This window comes from Roseovarius sp. W115, from assembly GCF_032842945.2.
GTDB classification, from domain to species: domain Bacteria; phylum Pseudomonadota; class Alphaproteobacteria; order Rhodobacterales; family Rhodobacteraceae; genus Roseovarius; species Roseovarius rhodophyticola.
In genome coordinates this window covers 1,486,002-1,504,704 of the sequence record NZ_CP146606.1, presented here as the reverse complement: position 1 = coordinate 1,504,704, position 18,703 = coordinate 1,486,002, and the positions used below count along the sequence as shown (strand labels likewise).

At 54.3% G+C, this 18,703-nt stretch carries 19 protein-coding genes; 13 read left to right on the top strand and 6 right to left on the bottom strand.

Translation table 11 applies throughout. The features are described 5' to 3' along the window. Positions 1 to 6: 6 nt before the first annotated feature. Both RZS32_RS07715 and RZS32_RS07710 read left to right on the top strand, forming a co-directional pair. Positions 7 to 456 (top strand): nucleoside deaminase, encoded by a 450-nt coding sequence (locus RZS32_RS07715; RefSeq protein WP_317056432.1) that lies wholly within the window; start codon positions 7 to 9, stop codon positions 454 to 456. Between the two features lies 1 nt (position 457). Then, a complete protein-coding gene (locus tag RZS32_RS07710) occupies positions 458 to 1,105 on the top strand; it encodes a DUF1989 domain-containing protein (RefSeq protein WP_317056431.1) in 648 nt (215 codons plus the stop codon). 46 nt (positions 1,106 to 1,151) lie between these two features. Here the strand turns inward: RZS32_RS07710 and RZS32_RS07705 are convergent, their stop codons facing one another. The 4 genes from RZS32_RS07705 to RZS32_RS07690 form a co-directional block, all read right to left on the bottom strand. Continuing rightward, on the bottom strand, positions 1,152 to 1,493 hold the full coding sequence (locus RZS32_RS07705; protein ID WP_317056430.1) for a DUF2853 family protein: 342 nt from the start codon (positions 1,491 to 1,493) through the stop codon (positions 1,152 to 1,154). 246 nt (positions 1,494 to 1,739) lie between these two features. Continuing rightward, complete coding sequence (gene ahcY / locus RZS32_RS07700; RefSeq protein WP_317056429.1) at positions 1,740 to 3,128, bottom strand: adenosylhomocysteinase; 1,389 nt, start codon at positions 3,126 to 3,128, stop codon at positions 1,740 to 1,742. Between the two features lie 76 nt (positions 3,129 to 3,204). Then, positions 3,205 to 3,522 carry a hypothetical protein gene (locus RZS32_RS07695; RefSeq protein WP_317056428.1) on the bottom strand — a complete coding sequence of 106 codons (318 nt, stop codon included), beginning with the start codon at positions 3,520 to 3,522 and terminating at the stop codon, positions 3,205 to 3,207. 138 nt (positions 3,523 to 3,660) lie between these two features. Next, positions 3,661 to 3,975 carry a hypothetical protein gene (locus tag RZS32_RS07690; protein WP_317056427.1) on the bottom strand — a complete coding sequence of 105 codons (315 nt, stop codon included), beginning with the start codon at positions 3,973 to 3,975 and terminating at the stop codon, positions 3,661 to 3,663. Between the two features lie 243 nt (positions 3,976 to 4,218). On the opposite strand from RZS32_RS07690, the gene RZS32_RS07685 reads away from it, so the two are divergent. From RZS32_RS07685 to RZS32_RS07675, 3 genes are all read left to right on the top strand, one after another. Then, positions 4,219 to 5,121, top strand: coding sequence for an FkbM family methyltransferase (locus tag RZS32_RS07685; protein WP_317056426.1), 903 nt, complete (start codon positions 4,219 to 4,221; stop codon positions 5,119 to 5,121). A gap of 79 nt (positions 5,122 to 5,200) precedes the next feature. Next, positions 5,201 to 5,767 carry an HD family hydrolase gene (locus tag RZS32_RS07680; RefSeq protein WP_317057862.1) on the top strand — a complete coding sequence of 189 codons (567 nt, stop codon included), beginning with the start codon at positions 5,201 to 5,203 and terminating at the stop codon, positions 5,765 to 5,767. Then, positions 5,758 to 6,249: a GNAT family N-acetyltransferase gene (locus RZS32_RS07675; protein WP_317056425.1), complete on the top strand. Its 492-nt coding sequence runs from the start codon at positions 5,758 to 5,760 to the stop codon at positions 6,247 to 6,249. Before RZS32_RS07680 ends, RZS32_RS07675 begins: the two co-directional genes overlap by 10 nt. A gap of 3 nt (positions 6,250 to 6,252) precedes the next feature. Here the strand turns inward: RZS32_RS07675 and RZS32_RS07670 are convergent, their stop codons facing one another. Together RZS32_RS07670 and RZS32_RS07665 are read right to left on the bottom strand one after the other, a co-directional pair. Beyond that, on the bottom strand, positions 6,253 to 6,804 hold the full coding sequence (locus RZS32_RS07670; protein ID WP_317056424.1) for an ActR/PrrA/RegA family redox response regulator transcription factor: 552 nt from the start codon (positions 6,802 to 6,804) through the stop codon (positions 6,253 to 6,255). 68 nt (positions 6,805 to 6,872) lie between these two features. Beyond that, complete coding sequence (locus RZS32_RS07665) at positions 6,873 to 7,493, bottom strand: SCO family protein (protein ID WP_317056423.1); 621 nt, start codon at positions 7,491 to 7,493, stop codon at positions 6,873 to 6,875. Positions 7,494 to 7,581: 88 nt separating this feature from the next. Between RZS32_RS07665 and regB the strand changes: the two genes are divergently transcribed. The 8 genes from regB (at position 7,582) to addA (ending at position 18,700) form a co-directional block, all read left to right on the top strand. Further along, positions 7,582 to 8,976 (top strand): sensor histidine kinase RegB, encoded by a 1,395-nt coding sequence (regB, locus tag RZS32_RS07660; RefSeq protein ID WP_317056422.1) that lies wholly within the window; start codon positions 7,582 to 7,584, stop codon positions 8,974 to 8,976. A gap of 81 nt (positions 8,977 to 9,057) precedes the next feature. Then, entirely contained in the window at positions 9,058 to 10,575 is a 1,518-nt protein-coding gene (locus RZS32_RS07655; RefSeq protein ID WP_317056421.1) for a PAS-domain containing protein, read from the top strand. Positions 10,576 to 10,619: 44 nt separating this feature from the next. Further along, complete coding sequence (gene tsaE, locus RZS32_RS07650) at positions 10,620 to 11,096, top strand: tRNA (adenosine(37)-N6)-threonylcarbamoyltransferase complex ATPase subunit type 1 TsaE (RefSeq protein WP_317056420.1); 477 nt, start codon at positions 10,620 to 10,622, stop codon at positions 11,094 to 11,096. After that, positions 11,089 to 12,108, top strand: a complete 1,020-nt coding sequence (locus RZS32_RS07645; RefSeq protein ID WP_317056419.1) for an aminoglycoside phosphotransferase family protein — start codon at positions 11,089 to 11,091, stop codon at positions 12,106 to 12,108. The genes tsaE and RZS32_RS07645 overlap by 8 nt, the downstream gene beginning before the upstream one ends. After that, positions 12,090 to 12,776 (top strand): nucleotidyltransferase family protein, encoded by a 687-nt coding sequence (locus tag RZS32_RS07640; RefSeq protein WP_317056418.1) that lies wholly within the window; start codon positions 12,090 to 12,092, stop codon positions 12,774 to 12,776. The genes RZS32_RS07645 and RZS32_RS07640 overlap by 19 nt, the downstream gene beginning before the upstream one ends. Further along, positions 12,769 to 13,152 (top strand): hypothetical protein, encoded by a 384-nt coding sequence (locus RZS32_RS07635; RefSeq protein WP_339106873.1) that lies wholly within the window; start codon positions 12,769 to 12,771, stop codon positions 13,150 to 13,152. Before RZS32_RS07640 ends, RZS32_RS07635 begins: the two co-directional genes overlap by 8 nt. Next, positions 13,152 to 15,707 carry a double-strand break repair protein AddB gene (gene addB / locus RZS32_RS07630; protein WP_339106872.1) on the top strand — a complete coding sequence of 852 codons (2,556 nt, stop codon included), beginning with the start codon at positions 13,152 to 13,154 and terminating at the stop codon, positions 15,705 to 15,707. The genes RZS32_RS07635 and addB overlap by 1 nt, the downstream gene beginning before the upstream one ends. Continuing rightward, positions 15,707 to 18,700, top strand: a complete 2,994-nt coding sequence (gene addA / locus RZS32_RS07625) for a double-strand break repair helicase AddA (protein WP_422395944.1) — start codon at positions 15,707 to 15,709, stop codon at positions 18,698 to 18,700. Before addB ends, addA begins: the two co-directional genes overlap by 1 nt. The last annotated feature ends 3 nt before the right edge of the window (positions 18,701 to 18,703 follow it).

Below are 18,703 nucleotides of genomic sequence, written 5' to 3'. Positions count from 1 at the left end.
TGACCGATGCTTTCTGAGACCGACAAGAAACACCTGCGTGTCGCCTATGACGAGGCCAAGGCCGGGTATGACGAAGGTGGCTGTCCGATTGGGTCGGTTTTGGCGCGCGGCGATACTGTGGTGAGCCAAGGGCGAAATCAGCGGGTTCAACAGGGTGACCCAATCGCTCATGGAGAGATGGACGCCCTGCGCAAGGCGGGGCGACAAAAGACCTACAAAGATACCACGCTTTATACGTCGCTCAGCCCCTGCATGATGTGCACCGGCACGATCATTCAGTTTGGTATTCCGCGTGTGGTGATCGGAGAGAACAAAACCTTCGGCGGCAACGAGGACTTTCTGCGTTCCAAGGGTGTGGAAGTGATCGTTGCGGATGATCCGGATTGTATCGCGCTGATGACGCGGTTCATCGAGGAAAAGCCGGAGCTTTGGAACGAAGATATCGCGGAGGATTGATATGACCGATACGTTGATCACCGGAGCAGCTGCCCGCCCCGATGCAGAGATCATCGAAGATACGATTGTTGCACCGTGTGCACCCTGGAGTGCTGTGCTCAAAAAGGGGCAAACGCTTCGCCTGATTGATCTGGAAGGCCAGCAGGCTATTGATTTTCTCTGCTTCGGCACCGACCCTTATCAAAACCAGGTCGAGCGATATCATATGCCCAACACGATCAAGGTTCCCAAGCACATCTTTCTTGAAAAAGGCACAGTGCTTTATTCGCAATTTGCACGCCCCATGATGACGATCACGGACGATAGCTGCGGCGGGCATGACACGATCTTTGGATGCTGTTCTTTTGCCGTGGATCAGGTGCGTTATGGCAAGCAGAACGCCGAGTGCTGCCAGCGTAATTTTGAGCGTGAGATGGAAAAGCATGGGCTGGGGCCAGAGCACGTCGTGGCCAACGCAAATTTTTTCATGAATGTCCCAATCGGGTCGGACGGGCATGTTGAGATCACCGACAGTCAGTCTCGTGCGGGGGACTTTGTTGACCTGCGCGCTGAGATGGATGTGATTGCGGTTCTGTCGAATTGCCCGCAAGAGCTGAATGCGGCCGCAGGCGGCGGCCCGTCGCCCATCCGCGCCATTATCTTCCAATAAAAACGCCCGCCACTTGGCGGGCGCTGTTCACCTTGTCTACGTCGATTTAGCCGTAAACAGACTCTTTGCCGAAATGCTTGGTGAGCATGTAGTAGATCACGGCGCGATACTTGTTGCGCTCGGACTGACCATAGGTCTCAATCGCTTGATTGATCGCATCCATCAATTGCGGACCATCCGAAAGGCCCAGCTTTTTGATGAGGAAATTGTCTTTCACTGTTTCGAGCTCTTGCGGCTGACCGGCGGCCACTGTCGAAGCATCCGCGTCATAGATTGACGGGCCACATCCAATGGTTACCTTGGTCAAAAGATCCATGTCCGGGCTCATCCCGCACTTGTTCTTTAGATCATCTGCATATTTCGCAATCAGATCGTCACGACGTCCCATATATACACTCCCACCTGTCCGGATTTTTCCGGATTGTTGTTTCAAGAATTGCCTGAAAGGCACGCCTGACAAGATACCCATAGGAGTGCGGTGCACAAAGGGAAAACTTCCACTTGTCTCCCCTGGGCGCACGAAACCGCCCATTTTCGCTTTGGACCTGTGTATTGAGCGTTAACAGGGCCTGTCTTGCAGGATCGAAAAGAAGAACGCCCCGCTGGGCCAGGCGTTCTGTGACTCTATAGAATTTTAGTAGCGATAATGCTCTGGTTTGTACGGACCTTCCGGTTTTACGCCGATATAGTCAGCCTGGTCCTGATCCAGTGGTGTCAACTTCACACCAATCCGATCCAGATGCAGGCGCGCGACCTTTTCATCGAGATGTTTGGGCAGGATGTAGACCTGGTTTTCATACTGATCGCCGCGCTGCCAAAGCTCGATCTGCGCCAGAACTTGGTTGGTGAAACTTGCAGACATCACGAAGGACGGATGACCGGTGGCGTTGCCAAGGTTCAGCAGACGCCCTTCTGATAGCAGGATGATCCGGTTGCCTGACGGCATTTCGATCATATCGACCTGTTCTTTGATGTTGGTCCACTTGTGGTTCTTGAGGTTCGCCACCTGAATTTCATTGTCGAAATGGCCGATGTTGCCGACAATCGCCATGTCCTTCATCTCGCGCATATGCTCAATGCGGATGACGTCTTTGTTGCCGGTGGTTGTGATAAAGATGTCTGCGCTATCGACAACGTCTTCCAGCAGAACAACTTCAAACCCATCCATCGCCGCCTGAAGCGCGCAAATTGGATCGACTTCGGTTACTTTCACGCGCGCGCCCGCACCACGAAGGCTTGCGGCGGATCCTTTGCCAACGTCGCCATAGCCCATCACGACCGCAACCTTGCCCGCCATCATCGTATCCGTGGCACGGCGAATGCCGTCTACAAGCGACTCTTTACAGCCATACTTGTTGTCGAATTTCGACTTGGTCACGCTGTCGTTGACATTGATCGCCGGGAAAGGCAGCTGGCCCTTCTTGTGCAGATCATAAAGGCGATGCACGCCGGTGGTGGTTTCCTCAGAAACACCCTTGATCGCATCGCGGGTCTTGGTGAACCAGCCGGGGCTCGCCTCCATCCGCTTTTTGATCTGTGCTTTGATGACTTCTTCTTCTTCGGACGACGGCACTGGAATGATATCTTCGCCTGCTTCTGCGCGAGCACCCAGCAACACGTACAAAGTCGCGTCGCCACCATCGTCGAGGATCATATTGGCGCCTTCGGGGAACATGAACGACCGGTCCAGGTAGTCCCAATGCTCTTCAAGAGTCTGACCTTTTACCGCAAACACCGGCGTGCCGCCTTCCGCAATCGCGGCTGCGGCGTGGTCTTGCGTCGAGAAGATGTTGCAAGAGGCCCAGCGGACATCGGCACCTAACTCGACAAGTGTCTCGATCAGGACCGCAGTCTGGATCGTCATGTGCAAACTGCCGACAATCCGTGCACCTTTCAGGGGCTTTTCATTCCCATACTCGTCACGAAGAGCCATCAGGCCGGGCATTTCGGTTTCCGCGATATCCAGCTCTTTACGGCCAAATGCGGCCAGGCTGATATCTTTCACAACAAAGTCTTTCGCCATCTGTCTGCTCCTTGCAAATCGGCTTTGCAGGGCAGATAGCACTCGACCCGGCCTTCGGCAACGCGCGATTGCGTGCTTAGCTTGCGATGCCTTCTGCCGTGGCCATGGTTGTGTTGGAATTCCAGTTTTGACCAGTTGCAACAACGCAACTCAGGCCGTTGGGTTGTGTAATGAACACCGTGAAGCTTCCTGATTTTTCAGAGCTCCAGATTTCGAGCAGCTGACTGGACGATTGAAGCCCCCCACCATTGAGACTTTCGCCGTATTTCGACTGCAACCGTTCAACTAATGCATCACGTGGCATGCATTGCGCAGATTGAGGTTGGGCGAAGCTGGGCGGTGCGATGGCTGCGGCACCAAAGATAAGGGCGGATGTGATTGTGCGCTTAAACATGTGATTCTCCTTTTGGTTCGTGCAGAATCCGGCGTCGTGCCGGAACGCGATGTGCATAACCAACAGATGGAGAGTCTGTTTCTGGATCCCACTAAACTTAGCGCACAAGCGTGTGCAGTTCCGTGATCTATGACAGTGTTAACTCTCAGACCCTTGTGGAAGCGCATCCACATCAATCTGATGCCAATCTGTCCCTGTTGCCACAACACAGGCCAATCCGTCCGGCGTTGTCAGCATCACAGTGAACGTACCGGTCTCCTGAGAGGACCACACTTCGACCAGGGTCTGTTTGTTCCGAATTGTCTGAAGACCGCCTGCGGAGAACACCTCGTCATATTGAGACTCCAAACGCTCGACCACGGTATCTCGATTTGCACAGCTGGCCGCATGCGCTGGAATGGCCGCAAAACCAAGTCCCACAACAGCCATCGTTGTTAAAAGTTGCCTGACCATATCAAGCTCCTCTTTTTTTGTTTTGAGACGAACTGCGAGGAGCGTGCGTTCGCCTGCTGTTCTTGTTCTGCACCTGGATGGTCGGGCCCTGCTCTTGGTTCCTGCCCCTTTTTTGACCCGGCACTTTTTCTAAGCGACCCAGAACAAGGAAAATCTGCGCGCAAATTGTGGCAAGAATGTGGCACTTGCACTGCCGTGAACTGAACCCTTATTTCAAGACTGTAACGGTTCACGGAGAAACCTATGGCAGACAGGCAGCCCCTCACCTTTGTCGGCAGCAGTGCCAAAGCGCAGTATATGACGCTTATGGGCCTGTTTCGACTGGCCGTATTGAACCGCTATTTTTTTGGAATTTTCACTCGTGCGCTTGCACGACTTTTTCCTTCTGAAAATGCGGTGCTTCTGACGCTTAGTTCGGGCGGACAGTACAAGATTTATCTCAACGATGCGTATTGGACGCGCTTTGCGCTCTTTCGGGATGACTATGAGCTTGAGGTCGGTAAGGTTATTCAAAAGGCGCAGGGCTACGCAGACATATTCTGTGACCTGGGTGCAAACAAAGGATATTGGTCCGTGTTCGCCGCGCCGCTTTACAAGCAGATCTTCGCGATCGAAGCATCATCCGCGACGTACAAAACTCTGACCGAAAATACAGAACGCCTCGCCAATGTCAGTCGGCGCTGGGCAGCGATCTATGGCAAAAGCAACGAAGAATTGAGCTTTGTGAACGTTCACAATAGCCACGCCTCAGCCCGTTTGGGAGCCGGGGGATCATCCGACAGCGTAGAGACAGTCGAAACGATCGCCATCGATGACCTGCTACCGGCAAAAACAGCGGCGCTTATCAAGCTCGACGTGGAAGGGGCCGAGATTTCCGCGATTGATGGGGCGAAAAGAGCTCTGATGGACGGGTCGGTGCTTATCTATGAGGACCATGGAAGTGACATAAGCTGTGCGCCCAGCGCGCATTTGCTGAGTTTACCAGGAATTAGACTCTATTCCGTGCAAAATAGCTTGAAACGGTTGCATTCCGTGGAGGAGGTTCTTGCGCAAAAGGGCGACAAATACACCGGCTACAACTTCCTCGCAGCCCACGAAGGCTCGGATCTTTTAGCAGGCCTCCTCGAAGGTTTTGCAAAACCTTAACCCGCCTTGTATCACCGGAGCATTCGGGACAATTCAATCCATGGGAGGACATGTGCCTGTAGCCCGCGCCTGGCAAAAGATGCTCTCAGGTCGTCGACTGGACCTGTTGGATCCCACGCCGTTTGATATTGAAATTGAAGACATTGCGCACGGGCTTAGCTTCGTGGCGCGCTGGAATGGCCAGACCTTGGGCGATTTTGCCTATTCTGTTGCTGAACATTCGCTTTTGGTTGAGCGGCTGTATTCCCGTCTGGTTGCAAAACCCGACCCAAAATGGCAACTCGCCGCCCTGCTGCATGATGCGCCGGAATATGTGATCGGTGACATGATCTCTCCAGTCAAAGCCGCAGTAGGCCCTGGATATGACGAACTTGATAAACGTCTGAGCGCGGCTGTTCACATCAAATTCGGCTTGCCAGCTGTCCTGCCCGTGATCGTCAAAAAGCAGATCAAAAAGGCCGATAAGATCAGCGCGTGGATGGAGGCCACAAAAATCGCAGGATTCACTGAGGATGAAGCCAACCGGTTTTTTGGGCAGCCTGATGCAGATTTCATAGCATCAGAAGACATCGTTCTGCGTCCGCCGATGGAGACACGCGCCGCATTTGTCGCCCGACATGTGGAGCTACTGGAGAAATGCACGTGATCCATATACGCCCTGCGGGTGCCTCTGATACTCGTCAGATGACCGAGCTTCTGAATGCGATAGTCGCAAAAGGTGGAACAACCGCACATACCAAACCTTTTGGACCTGATATGCTAGAGGCTGAAATGCGGCTCTATACAGGCCGAACTGCTTGGATTCTGGCAGAAGACGATATGGGCGAGATACTTGGTTTTCAGAACATAATGCCGCACAAAACCCTACCGGAAGACGCCGCGGATATCGCGACCTTTGTGAAGCTGGGCAAGACAGGCCATGGCATCGGCTCAAAACTCTTTGAAAGGACCAAGACCGAGGCACGCAAGCTTGGATTCACGTGGCTCAACGCCACCATCCGCGCGGACAATGAAAGCGGGCTGACGTATTACCAGAGCCGTGGGTTTGAGGACTACAAGCGTATCCCAAATACCCAACTGGCCGACGGCACGATCGTCGACCGGGTATGTAAACGTTATGACCTCTGAGCGTTAGCGCGGTGAGCGTTTTGCGAGGATACGCTGAAGTGTTCTGCGATGCATATTCAAGCGACGCGCAGTTTCCGAAACATTGCGATCACACAATTCATAAACGCGCTGAATGTGCTCCCAGCGCACGCGATCTGCGCTCATCGGGTTTTCCGGTGGCGGCGGCATCTCGTCGTCACTAGCCAACAGGGCGTTGGTAATGTCCGTGGCATCTGCAGGTTTCGAAAGATAGTCGGTCGCCCCGATTTTGACTGCTGCGACCGCCGTGGCAATCGCCCCGTATCCGGTCAAAACAACGATACGGCTGTCTGGACGCTTCTCCCGAATGGTCTCAACGACATCAAGCCCATTGCCATCTTCCAGCCGCAGGTCGCACACTGCATACGCGGGGGGACGCGCTGTCGCGATCGCTTGACCGGCGGCTACGGATCCAGCCGTTTCCACTTCGAAACCACGTTTTTCCATGGCTTTTGCCAGACGCCGCAGAAACGGTTCATCATCATCAACAAGCAACAAAGACTTGTCGCCGCTAATCTCTCGCAGATCAGACGCCATTCACTTCTCCTCCTGCAGCGCTCAGATTGTGTAACGCCCTCAAGCAGATGCGTCAAACTATCGCAGCGTCAAGCAGCTTCGAGAAAGCAGGCAATTGTGTCGGCCATTGCCTCGGGCTCGGTGCCTCGTCTGAAAAATTCAACAAATCCGACTTCCGGCAAGGTCAGATAGGAGAAGGTCGAATGATCGACCAAATAATATTCATCGTCGCCGTCCTGAGCCTTGTAGTAAGTGCGATAGGCCTCGCTCGCGGCCTTGACCTGCTCGTCGCTTCCCGTCAGCCCAAGTAATCTGGGATGAACGTTTTCAGTAAAGTCCGCCATCACTTCGGGCGTATCTCGTTTGGGATCTACTGAAATAAACACCGGCTTCACCTGCAGACCTTTGTCTTCAAGTATGTCGATGGCAACGGTGTTGTTTACAATATCAATCGGGCAAACATCGGGACAGAACGTGTATCCAAAATAAATCAATGTCGGTTGATCAATAACGTCCTCGTCCGTTACGGTTTCTCCCGTTTCACTGACCAATGTAAACGGCCCGCCGATTTCGGAGGTCCCGCCGGCCACTTGCGTGGCCCTGCATTGCGCAAACTGGTCATCTGAAGAGGCGCCAGCAGTCAAAAGGTATGTGATTGCAACAAGGCCAACCACGGCCACACCTGCCAGCATTGCTATGAGCCGCGTCATGATAAGCCTCCGCTTTTTTTCGAAATAGATTGTTGTGACACCTATCTAAGCTTATCAAAATACCTTGGAAAGAGAGACCTCACGCCGCATGTCTGACGCTCCAATCAATCCAACCGCCAGAAGAGCCGATCGCAACTGGATTCGGTTGCGCACTCTTATCTTGTTAAGGTGGTGGGCCGTTGCGGGTCAATTCGGCGCGTTATTGGTCGCGCAGCACATTCTGAATCTCTCACTGGAATATGGGCTGTGCTACTTCGTCGTTGGTGTGTCTGTGATCACCAATGTGGTTGCCGGGTTTATTTTTCCTGAAAACAAACGCTTATCCGAGGGTGAAACGCTCTTATTCGTGCTGTTCGACATGTTGCAGCTCGGGCTTTTGCTTTATTTGACGGGCGGGCTGCACAATCCCTTCTCAATTCTTATTGTGGGTCCTGTGATTGTATCTGCGTCTGCACTGAGCACTCGTTCCACAATTTTTCTTGGATTTTGTGCGGTCGTCATCACCTCGGTTTTGTCGTGGTTCTACATTTCGCTGACCGATCAAAATGGCGTGACACTCAGCATGCCAGACATCTTTTTATTCGGAAACTGGATTGCGATTGTCATCGCGGTGGCATTCCTTGGCGTTTATGCGCGTCGTCTGGTCTCAGAAATGCATGCCATGTCAGAGGCTCTGCAGGCCACGCAAATGGCTTTGGCCCGAGAGCAAAAGCTTACCGATCTGGGTGGCGTCGTGGCTGCTGCGGCGCATGAGCTTGGGACTCCTCTGGCGACCATAAAACTTACAAGTTCGGAGTTGGCCGAAGAGCTGACGGAAGACGAAGATCTGCGTGACGACGCGCTCTTGATCAAAGAACAAGCCGACAGATGTCGCGACATTCTGCGCTCTATGGGACGGGCGGGAAAAGATGACCTTCACCTGCGTCGCGCGCCTTTGACCGCTGTCATTGAAGAAGCCGCAGAGCCGCATTTGGATCGTGGTAAGGAACTTTTGTTTGACGCGGTGTCCAAGGATGTCGACCCGAGCACCCAACCAACCATATTGCGGCGGCCTGAGGTTATTCATGGTGTTCGCAACCTCATCCAAAACGCAGTCGATTTTTCCGAGCGGCGTGTCTGGGTTGATAGCGATTGGACGGATCAATCGATTACAGTGCGGATCATGGATGATGGCAAAGGCTACCCGGTTCAGTATCTTGGTCGCATTGGAGAGCCCTTCATGCGCAAGCGCACGCCCCAGACCGATCCGCAACGCCCCGAGTATGAGGGCATGGGGCTTGGTTTGTTTATTGCCAAAACGCTTCTGGAACGGTCAGGTGCTGAATTGAGTTTTGCCAACGGATCAGACACTTTCACGAACCGGGCGGACTTTGCAGAGCGCAAGGGCGCATTCGTCGAGGTCACTTGGCCGCGAGAACGATTGGAAGAAGCAGCATGGGCTGACCGGCGATCGCTGGGAAGCAACGTGCCGATAGAGATTTAGCGCCAACTCGGCCCTGTGACGTTAACGAAAGGTTAACCTTCTAAGCGCAATCTAAGTAAAAGCCGTACAGCAGGGGATACCATGCAGTACCTCAGCACGCCTTGGATTCTTGTCGCCATTCTTAGCGCCAGCCTGATTGTTTTTGCCATTCTTTGGTATCTAAGCGCTGTGGCTCAGAGGTTCCGCGTTGAAACAGCTGCGGCTGGCGCTGAGCCTGTCCGGTTGGCGACATTTCTTTTCAAAGATGAGCGGCTTACGGACTCCGACTGTGTGCTGCGCAAGCTTCCCTGGTCGGACGATGTCGAGGTGTCGGAATGGCGCCACCTGCGATCTTGGTTGGGCCGCAGGTTTGGCTCTCTTCCAACGCAACTGCGCGAACTAAAGGATGGAGAGCACCGCGAATTTCCGGCAACTGACAAAGAAGACCTTGCTGTCTTGGTTCTGTCTGGGCTGCAAGATGTTCAACGGGTGCAGCTCAAGGACCCCTCAGAACAAGACCCATCAGGGGCACATCGGGCCAGAGAGCTGGAAACTTTTGTCGCGCGTTTTGGTGCGGTACTAAATGAAACGCCTTGTGCAATCCGTGTTTTTGACAAAATCCACGAAACCGCATGGTATAATCAGAGCTTCGCGGAGTTTTCCGAAGAGCAGGCTGAGCTTTTGATAAAAGCACCGGTTTGTCTTGAGAACGGCAAGCGCGTACACCTCCCTGCGCAACATGGTCAGGTAGAAACCTACCTAGAGCTCAATCATCTGGACCGTGAAGATTGCCAGGTGCTCTATGTTAGCGATGTCACGCAGGTGGTGAATGCCGAAAAAGCGCGGCGCGAATTCATCCAGACACTCACAAAAACTTTTGCCAATCTGACAACTGGCTTGGCGGTATTCGATCAAAACCAGCGCCTTGCGCTTTTCAACCCTGCGCTGTTGGATCTAACGGGGCTCAATCCGTCCTTCCTGTCCGGCCAGCCGCATCTTGCCGAAGTCTTTGATCGATTACGTGACAGCAATATGATGCCGGAGCCAAAAAACTATGGATCTTGGCGCAACCAAATGAACGCAATGATCAAAAGCGCGAGTGAGGGCCTCTATATCGATGATTGGTCGCTGCCGAACGGCATGACCTATCGCATCACCGGGCGACCGCATCCGGATGGGGCGGTTGCCTTTTTGTTTGAGGATATATCTGATGAGGTTGCTTTGACCCGACGGTTCCGCAGTCAAATTGATCTTCGGCAGGCCGCACTTGACGTCGTGACGCATGCCATTGCGATTACCGGGCCAAACAATTCTATTCTCTTATGCAATCGCGCATGTTCTGACTTCCTTGGAATAGACCCGGACTCTTCATTCGCAGAAATGTCGCTCAAGGACTTCCTTGTTACGTGCGACGAGAAATTGCCGCATGTCTGGTTCTGGGATGCGTGTGAAAAGGCAATTCTCGGCCGAACTGAACTTGAGCGCGTGGTCACATGCAAAAATGGAACGGATTACTTGTGCTCTGTTGAGCTATTGCCGGGCAACTCAATGAACATCTCGATCAGCCAGAACAGGCACGCAACCCTTCCTTCTTCCGAGCTCAAAGCCGCAACCGCCTGATACCCGCCGCTTGCAGGCTTCGCGCGTGTGTGTAGTGTTCCGGCATGCCTCGCCGCTCAACAAACATCACCCTACCTGATCCCGAAGCCACCGGTGCATTGGCGAGACGTCTGGCAGTGTTCCTGGAACCAGGGGATACGCTGTTGATGAGTGGTGAGATTGGCGCTGGAAAGACCTTTTTCGCCCGGGAACTCCTTTCCGAAATCCTGCCTGTACCCGAAGATATCCCGTCACCGACTTTCACCATTGTACAAGCCTATGAAACGACTCGCGGAGACGTTTGGCACGTCGATCTCTATCGTCTTGAGACCAAGTCCGAGGTCGTTGAGCTTGGTTTGCTGGAGGCCTTTTCCGATATGATTTGTCTGGTGGAGTGGCCGGATCGGCTTGGCGATATGGCTCCAGATTCGGCTCTGAACCTGGCGTTTTCCAGTGGTATGCATGAAGAGGACCGAAACCTTTTGATCACATGGCAAGATACGCGCTGGGACAGCCTGATGAACGAGATTGCCGATGACTAGGCGCAAAGATCAGATAGCTCGCTTTTTGGAGGACAACGGTTTGTCCTGCGCTCCATGCGTTAACCTAGCGGGTGACGCGTCAAACAGGCGATATTTCCGTCTCAAATTACCTGATGGCAAAACCATTGTTCTCATGGATGCGCCGCCGTCAAAGGGAGAGGATATCCGCCCTTTTGTCCGCATTGCCAAGTATTTGCGTGGCGTGGGTCTTGGCGCCCCCGAAATTATCACACAGGACGAAACCAATGGGTTCCTGCTCCTGGAGGATTTGGGCGATGATCTTTTTGCGCGCCTTGCGAAGTCGCAACCGGACCTGGAGACCGAACTTTATACCGCCGCGACCGATCTTTTGATTGAGCTGCATCGGCACGCTCCGCCTAAGGGTCTTGGAACCTATGATGCCCAAACAGCAGCACAGCTAGCCGCTCTGGCCAGTGATTGGTACGCATTCGGGATTTCAGGCACAGAAAAAACCACTGCGCAGGAGCAGTTGAGTGCCGAAATGGCACGTTTGATCACCACACACGCGCCTGAGTGCGATGTTTTGGTGCAAAGAGATTATCATTCCGAAAACCTGCTTTGGCGTCCAGAGCGCACGGATCATCATCGCGTGGGTCTTTTGGACTTTCAGGACGCGTTGACCGGGCATAGGTCGTACGATCTAGTGTCCTTGCTCCAAGACGCTCGTCGCAACGTGCCGCTAGAGATCGAGACGAAAATGCTTGATCGCTACATCGCCAATACAGATCAGAACGAAGAACAGTTCAAAACGGCCTATGCCGTTTGGGGAGCACAGAGGAATCTTCGCATTCTTGGTGTTTTCGCCCGTCTTTGCATGCGTGATGGTAAGCCAGGATACATTGCATACATTCCCCGTGTTTGGACTTTGCTTTTACGTGACCTTGCGCATCCAAAACTGGAAAGCTTGCAGACTCTGGTGATGGAGATACTGCCGGAACCCTCAGCAAAAGCACTCAGCACATTGGAAGAGAAATGCGCCCAGACACCGTAATGCTTTTTGCCGCGGGCTTTGGGACGCGCATGCAACATCTGACCAAGACGCGTCCCAAGCCTTTGGTGGAGGTATCGGGCCGTCCGCTGATTGACTATGCACGTGATCAGGTTCGCGACTTCGGTGCCAAACGCGTCTTGTGCAACCTGCACTATCTGCCTGAAGCACTAGAGGCTCATTTGGCGGGGTCTGGCGTTCTCTTTTCGCGCGAAGAACCTGACATTCTCGACACTGGCGGCGGTTTGAAAGCGGCTCTACCCCTGCTGACACGCGAAACCGTTTTCACGATGAACACGGATGCTGTTTGGCGTGGGCCCAATCCATTGAGCTGTCTTGCGAACATGTGGGATCCGGAGAGGATGGATGCGCTTTTGCTCTGTGTGCCGCAGGAAAACGCGATAGGCCATTCTGGTGCGGGGGATTTTGTGATCGAGTCCGAAAGCCGCGCGATCAGAGGGCCAGGCGTGATCTACACCGGGCTGCAAATTATCAAGACCGCGTCTGTGGCCGATGTTCCAGAAACGGTCTTTTCTTTGAACCTGGTGTGGAATCGGCTGATTGCAGAAGCGCGGCTTTGCGCTGTCACCTATCCGGGCCGGTGGTGCGATGTTGGCTCACCTGCCGGAGTGGTTTTGGCCGAAGAGTTTCTGAGGCACGGCGATGTCTGATACGTCTCGTCCCCTACAGGTCTACGGCGTGCCGCTCGGCGCGGATTTTCCTATGGCTGTGGTGGACGCGTTGCGCAAAGAGTACCAGCATCAGCCGCCAGAGGCTCTGGCGCGTGTCAGGCTCATCGTCAACACGCGCCGTATGGCACGCAGGATGCGGGCGCTGTTTGACGCAGGCCCACCCTGCCTTTTGCCCCGTATTAGCCTGGTCACTGACTTTGCTGAAACCTACGCAACAACGCAACTGCCCCAACCGGTGCCGCCGCTGCGGAGACGTTTGGAACTGGTCCAGCTTGTCGGCCGTCTGTTGGAGGCTGAGCCCGATCTCGCCCCCGGGCAAATCTCTATAGTCTGGCTGACAGCCTTGCCGGTTTAATGGATGAGATGCAGGCGCAAGGTGTACGGCCTGAAGAAATCGAAGACATCGACATCAGCGATCAATCTGGTCATTGGGCGCGAATTCTGGCCTTTTTGCGCATTATCAGACCCTATTTCGATCTTGATGCTGGTCCGCCGGATCGCGAATGCCGCCAAAGACTGGTCATCGGGCACCTGGCACAGGAATGGCAGGAAAATCCGCCTGATCATCCTGTCATTCTGGCTGGGTCCACGGGTTCACGCGGGCCGACCCAGACTCTCATTCAGGCCGTGGCGCGACTGCCAAAGGGCAAAGTCGTGCTGCCAGGGTTTGATTTTGATCAGCCAAAAGATGTTTGGGATGAGTTGATCGAACGGGGTGCTGCTGAGGATCACCCGCAGTTCCGGTTTGCCGACCTTATGTCCCGGTTGGGGGCTCATCCAAAGGATGTTTTGCAATGGCCCGACTGCCAGCCCTCAATCCCTGCGCGCAACCGTCTTGTTTCGCTCGCTATGCGCCCTGCCCCAGTGACGGATCAATGGTTGCGCGATGGTCCTGAATTGGAACGAGACATTAACGACGCAACCAAACAAATCACCCTTCTCGAAGCTCCCTCGCCCAGAGTAGAAGCGCTGTGTATTGCCATGCGCCTGCGTCAGGCGGTTGAAGATGGCGTCACAGCGGCCATGATATCAACCGACCGAACTCTAACGCGTCAGGTCACTGCTGCTTTGGATCGTTGGAATATTGTGCCCGATGACAGTGCAGGCATCCCTTTGCAGCTATCCGCGCCCGGCCGGTTCATGCGCCATGTTGCCGACCTCTTCCGTGCGCCTGCCACAACGGAACAGCTCTTCACGCTGTTAAAACACCCCCTGACCCACAGCACCACGGATCGCGGTCCACATTTACGCTTTACACGAGAACTGGAACTTTACCTTCGCAAGCGTGGTTGTCCGGCTCCCACTGCCGACATCATGCGCGAATGGGCTTTGCATCAAGAGAGCGTGGACGCCGCCGGCTGGTGTCAGTGGGTCATCGAAAATCTTCTAGATCATCAAGCTCCAGACCCTGTCTCCGTCGCGGACAGGATCACGCGCCATATCGCAATCAGTGAAGCTATTGCGCGCGGTCAAACTACGGAGGGCCAGGTCAAGCTATGGAAGGGCGAAGCAGGTGAAGAAAGTCTAAAAACAGTCTCTAACTTGGCCGAACACGCATCGGCAAGCGGCGCTCTCAATGCCAGCGATTACGCGCATCTCTTTAACGCGATCTTGTCACGAGAATCCGTTCGCAGCGCAGATGCTCCACATACTCAGGTCCTGATCTGGGGCACGCTTGAGGCACGTGTGCAGGGTGCTGAGCTTTTGATTCTGGCCGGCTTGAACGAGGGCATCTGGCCCGAAGCGCCGCCGCAAGACCCGTGGCTCAATCGCGACATGCGCAAGCAGGTTGGCCTGACCTTGCCTGAACGTCGTATCGGGCTGTCGGCACATGATTTCCAACAGGCGATCTGTACGCGCGATGTCTGGTTGACCCGATCCTTGCGCACAGAGGACGCACAAACAGTTCCATCGCGTTGGCTCAATCGCTTGCAAAACCTTGTCTGTGGATTGCCAGAAGGACATGGAAAACAAGCATTTGTCGACATGCGAAGCCGCGGGCAGCATTGGCTCAGTTTGGTTCGAATGCTCGAACAGCCTGATGAGAAACCTGTTGCCCTACGTCCTGCTCCCTGTCCGCCGTCAAAATTCCGGCCACGCAAACTGTCTGTGACAGATATCAAACGCCTTATCCGTGATCCCTATGCCGTCTATGCGCGCCATGTCCTGAGGCTGAGGCCGCTCAATTCTCTGATGCGTATGCCCGACGCGCTTTTGCGAGGCACGGTGCTTCATGAGATTTTTGAAACTTTCGTTCGGGACACCGCAGCATCACAAGATCAACTTACTGCGCAAAATCTCAGAGACGTCACGGCCAGCGTCCTGAATGAAAACGTGCATTGGGCCGAGGCCAGAGCCTTGTGGCAGGCCCGGATTGACCGCGTGGCCGACTGGTTCATCGAAACAGAGCTCGAGCGCCGCACGCTTGCCCATCCATCAGCCTTTGAAACGTTGGGCGCCGCAGACATGCCTGCGCTTGGCTTTACCCTGACCGCCAAGGCGGATCGTATCGACATTGGTCCAGACGGTAACCTCTACATTTACGATTACAAAACCGGATCGGCGCCAACGAAAGCGGAACAGCTAAATTTCGACAAACAGCTCTTGCTCGAAGCCGCTATTGCCGAGCGTGCAGGTTTTGAAAATATTCCACCATCGCCCATAGCTCAGGCCACCTATGTAGCTCTGGGCAATAAACCCGGGCAAAGCCACGCACCGCTTGAAGAAGAGTCGCCAGCTGACACGTGGTCCAAGCTGAACCGTTTGATCGCGCAGTACCTCCAGGATGATCAGGGTTTCGTGTCGCGCCGGGCCGTACAAAAGATCGAAGCGGTTGGCGATTATGATCATCTTTCCCGCTTTGGCGAATGGGAACAGGTGGACAGCCCCAATCCGGAAAAGGTGGGGTAATGCGCGACTTGCCCACCCAACGCCAAATTGATGCGGCCCTGCCGGGCCGTTCGACCTGGCTTTCGGCCAATGCGGGCTCTGGCAAGACCAAGGTTCTGACAGATCGCGTGGCACGCTTGCTTCTAGAGGGCGTCGACCCACAGCACATCTTATGCCTGACTTTCACCAAAGCCGCCGCGGCAGAAATGCAAAACCGGTTGTTCGAACGGCTTGGGGCCTGGGCGATGCTGCCGGATGCGAAACTCCGTAAAGAGCTAGAGTCGCTCGGCATTGATGGGGAGATTTCTACCCAAGAGCTTGGCAATGCCCGCCGCCTCTTTGCGATTGCCATAGAAACACCCGGCGGTCTCAAGATTCAGACGATCCACTCGTTTTGTTCATCCCTCCTGCGCCGCTTTCCGCTGGAGGCTGGGATCTCTCCCAATTTTGTTGAGATGGACGAGCGCGCAGATCAAAAACTGCGCGAAGAGATCATCGAAAGCATCGCCTCCGGAACAGAAAGAGACAGTCTGCACGCGCTTGCGCGGCAATTCAGTGGCGAAAGCCTTGCGTCCCTGACACAGGACATCGCAAAGCATCGCGATGCCTTCCGCAAGATGTGCCGAAAGGACATATATCAGGCTCTAAACCTGCCGGAAAAGGCATCAGAGGCCCTGGCGCTTCATACAGCTTTTGACGGCACAGAAAGCGTTTTTTGGCCACAGTTGCTTGAGCTTATGCGCAGTATCGGCGGCGCTTTCTATCCAGCAATGGCAGAGCGTCTTGCGACAGTGGATATTCAGGCGCCGAAAGAGAGCGATCTTGAGACGCTCTTCGATCTGTTTCTTTACAAAAGCTCAAGTGGCTCCAACCTGAAATGGTCATCCAAGTCGACCAATTTTCCGCAAAGCAACCACAAAAATGCGATCGCTCAGCTTACGCCGATCATCGACCAACTGCATGCGTTTATGGATCGGGTGTCAGAGGCTAAACAGGTTCTTCTAGCTCTGGAAACAGCACAGAAAACGGTCGTGCTTCATGACTTTGCGACCGTTTTTCTCAAGACTTACCAAGAGGCCAAACTTCGACAGGCTCAGCTTGATTTTGACGATCTAATTCTCAAGGCGCGTGATCTCCTGACAGATCGCAAGGTTGCCGACTGGGTGCTCTACAAACTCGACGGTGGGATTGATCACATTCTCATCGACGAAGCACAGGACAATAGCCCTGAACAATGGGATCTGATTGAACGGCTGACTTCGGAATTTACAGCCGGGCAGGGTGCGCAACCCGACAAGAATCGCACGATCTTTGTGGTTGGGGACAAGAAACAGTCAATCTACTCTTTTCAGGGGGCTGATCCAGACGGGTTTGACCGCATGAAGGCGGATTTTTCCGCGCGGTTGGCCCATGCCAATACCTCTCTGCAGGATATGGAGATGGAGTATTCATTTCGCTCCGCTCATACGATCCTTCAGGCGGTGGATCAGACCTTTTCGAACCATAAGGCAAGCGGTTTTACCCAACGCGAGCCGCACAAGGCGTTCAAAGCTGAAATGCCGGGCCGCGTTGATCTTTGGCCCGTATTCGAAAAGCCAAAAACACCAGAGCCACCGGATTGGTACATGCCGGTCGACGTGTTGTCCGAAGATGACCCGGCCACTGAGCTGGCCCGCAGCATTGCACATCAGATCAAGTCAATGATCGGCACGCCACTTCCGAACGACGATAGTACAGCCACGCGGCTGATCAATGCCGGAGATGTGCTCATCCTCGTGCAGCGAAGATCCAAGATTTTCCACGAGATCATCCGCGAATGCAAAGCGCTCGGACTGCCTGTTGCAGGCTCAGACCGGCTTCGCGTGACGGCAGAATTGGCCGTGCGCGATTTGCTTGCATTGCTTTCTTTTCTCGCCACACCAGAGGATGATCTTTCGCTTGCCGCTGTTTTGCGCTCTCCGCTTTTTGGCTGGAGCGAAGCAGAGCTGTTCGACCTCGCCCATGCACGCAAGCAGAAATATCTCTGGGCCGAACTGCGTGACCGAAAAGCGGATTTTGCTGAAACAGTCTCGATTCTTGACGATCTGCGCGACAGGGCGGACTTTCTGCGGCCGTATGATCTCTTGGAGCGCAGTCTGACGCGGCATCGTGGTCGACACTTGTTATTGTCGCGACTGGGTACAGAGGCAGAAGACGGCATCGATGCTCTTCTAGGCCTCGCTATGACTTTCGAAAGTCGGTCCGTCGACAGCCTTACAGGGTTTCTTGTGTGGATGGAGGCGGACAAGCTCGAAATCAAACGCCAGATGGACGCCGCGGGGGACCGCATCCGCGTGATGACCGTGCATGGGGCCAAGGGTCTGGAGTCCCCGATCGTCATCCTGCCTGATTGTGCGAAACGCGACGTCCGGCTGGATTCGCAAATCGTCGTTCAAAACAAGTTGCCATTTTGGCGACCCGCCAAGGATGACCTTCCGGCGGCGCTGCGAGACGCGCGGGACGCAGAGCTCGCCATGCAAAATGCTGAAAGAGATCGTTTGCTGTACGTCGCTATGACGCGCGCCGAGCAATGGTTGATCGTCGCCGCTGCAGGTGATCTCGATAAAGAAAAAGCGGATTGGTACAGCAAAGTGCAGGCCGGTCTTCTCGCGGCTCAAGCAGAGGCGCATGACTTTGCCAACGGAACAGGTCTTCGTCTTGAAGACGGAGCATGGCCCGCGACCATGACAGAAGATGCATCATCAGAAGAAGGCACAATACCAAAGCTGCCGGAAGTTTTCGCAAAAACAGTCTCTAATCCAGATAAAATCAAAGAAGTTCTGACACCCTCTGATCTTGGCGGGGCCAAAGCCCTGCCATCGGACGAGGGCCAGGACGAAGCAGCTGCCAAGCAACGCGGACGACAAATTCACACGCTTCTGGAGCACCTGCCGAGTGACCCCCTGACCAATGGCCATCACGCGCTGAGGACTTGCTGTCCTCCGGACCTGACCAGGCTGAGTCACAGAAAATAGCCC